General features: G+C 38.9%; 2 protein-coding genes and 1 pseudogene. All 3 read right to left on the reverse strand.

Annotated features, from left to right (window positions below; all coding sequences use genetic code 11):
- Positions 1–12: 12 nt before the first annotated feature.
- Positions 13–759 (reverse strand): PoNe immunity protein domain-containing protein, encoded by a 747-nt coding sequence (locus tag NH462_RS22765; protein ID WP_253107820.1) that lies wholly within the window; start codon positions 757–759, stop codon positions 13–15.
- A gap of 16 nt (positions 760–775) precedes the next feature.
- Positions 776–1384, reverse strand: a complete 609-nt coding sequence (locus NH462_RS22770) for a hypothetical protein (RefSeq protein WP_095728584.1) — start codon at positions 1382–1384, stop codon at positions 776–778.
- Positions 1385–1848: 464 nt separating this feature from the next.
- Positions 1849–2109: pseudogene (locus tag NH462_RS23100) on the reverse strand (hypothetical protein); the annotation flags it as partial.
- Between the last annotated feature and the right edge of the window lie 143 nt (positions 2110–2252).

A 2252-nucleotide genomic window follows, 5' to 3' on the forward strand; every position in this document is an offset into this window, starting at 1 on the left:
CTTTATCTCCTACTAATTCTCTTGCCAATGTACGAGGTCTTTGGGGTAGTATGGGTGGTCAATAAAGCTGCTATCATCAATATTGAATAATTTAACAACGAGCGCAATTTCCCAGCACCAATAGCCAATGTATGCATCTGTATCCATTAAATGATAATCTGGGCTACCCTCCAATACATACCAAGCCTCTAGATAGGCTTTTGCAAGTGCTGGACGTTGCTCTGGACTTCCTTCAACTACTTTGTAAAGTTTACCGAAACGTTTTTTGAACAGAGTATCCGCTGCTATTTCACGATTAGTGTCACCTAGGGTTATCGCAATTTTATCAAATAGCGCGTCTTGACCTTGATTACCAATAAGACTCAGCACTTTTAGGTAGTATTCTTTATCCATATTTAAACAGAAAGCGAAACTCAACCATTTAAGATGATCTTCGAGGTAATCTTCTCTTATTTCTTCCCAGCCAATTCGCTCTACTTGCTCTTTATCTGGCAAAGCGTCAGCATAGTCCTTTTGCCATTGGCGGTAGGTCAACATATTTAATAAAAGTGGCTTAAATTCTGAGAGATTATCGCCGCGAGAGTATTTCTGATGAAGAAGATACAATGAGTCACTAACTAGCCTAAATGAACCTTTCATCTTTACATCGACAGGATCATCATCAAATTTGATTTCTTCAACATCTTCTTCAATACATTCAAGTCTAAAGGAAACCCTATCATCATAATATTCTTTATTTTTTAAAGTATCTCTTAACATCTTGTGGTCTAAGCGTTTAGGGTTTAATACAAATGATTTTTTCCTCTAAAAGCAAGAACTTTACTTTATATTTCCAAAGTTCAAAATAGCTATCAAGGTCGAGATCAAGTTTTATAAGTGGCGATGCAATAAACCAGGCTAAATAGTAATCCGCATCCAAATTATAAAGCGCTTCAAAAAGAGCTATTGTTTTTTCATCATTTTCTACTCTAGAGGCTCTTACAACATCTCCAAAGTCGTCATACAGCCAATAATGGGGACAATCTTCATTCTCATGTTGCGAAAATATGTCTTCTGAAACGAAGCAAATCTCTCCTCTAGTTATTGTATCTATAATCGGTTGGTCAAAGTCACAAACATATTTGGTCTGTGTTAAAAAAAAACGTCTTATGAGATTTAATATATATTCATCTTCGAGAGGAGGCGAAGTAGCTTTTGGATTATACTTTTGTTCTATAGCTAAGGTTGCATTTGCTATCAACTTTTCGAAGCTTGTAAAGTATGCAAAGACTTTATCCAAGCAGTTTCTCGCTTCCTTTTCATGGAATAAAGTCATGAAGTGAGACTTATCAAAGTTTTTTTTATTCTCACAGAAATCACACCAATCTTTTAGTAGAGAGTTCATTTTATCTCCTTAGTTAATTTATGCGGAATTATTGTCGGGTCGATTTTCCATCGCTTGATTAATACATCAAGTCGAGTGTTAAAAGTGCTGAGGTTTTTACTATTATCAATTAATTCAAGTAACTCTTTATGGAAAGTGCCTGAACCACTCTTACCGTGCATACCGGAACGTCCATCTATTGGAGACACCCATTTAAGCTCATTAATTTCACTCCTAAACCGTTTTATTTCATCCATGTTTATTCCCCACGCTTTAAACTTTGGTGTTCTTGCTACCATATACCACTCATGGTAACCCCCAGGCCTACGAATTCTCGCTTCGATTGTATCCCGTATATCTTTATTTTCCCATAATATTTCAAACTGCTCAGGCGTTAATGAGTCGAACCACTTATTGAATTCACCTCTCCTAGTTGAAGGCACTTTTCCATTAATTAAAAGTTCATCCACGATTAGTGTTTTATTAGCCCCCGGCAGCTCATTCCCTTTTGGCGGCTCCAATTCATCGGCTTTGGCTTTGGTGGGCTTATCGGTAACGCCTCGAATTGGTGATTGGCCTTGATACTCATCCAGTGCTTTATTAACTCGCTGTCCGATTTCTTGGGCGGCTTGTTGCATATGCTGGTCGATTTTGGGGGTGACGTCGTCTAGGCGTTTAACCGTGGCTTGCATGCCTTCGATGGCAGCGTCTGGGAGTAGTAGGTCGTAGTGCCAACTGGTAGACATTTCATCGAGTGAATCACGCAGGCCTTTGACGATGTTTTTTACTTCCGTAGCGGATTGTTTTCCAAGGTCTTGCCAGTTGATGTCTCTTAGGTACTTAACTGGGTCGCCTTTGCCTAGCTTGCGTAAAACGGCAAGCGCAGCAG

The sequence above is a fragment of the Pseudoalteromonas sp. OANN1 genome, from assembly GCF_024124685.1.
In the GTDB taxonomy this organism is placed as follows: domain Bacteria; phylum Pseudomonadota; class Gammaproteobacteria; order Enterobacterales; family Alteromonadaceae; genus Pseudoalteromonas; species Pseudoalteromonas piscicida.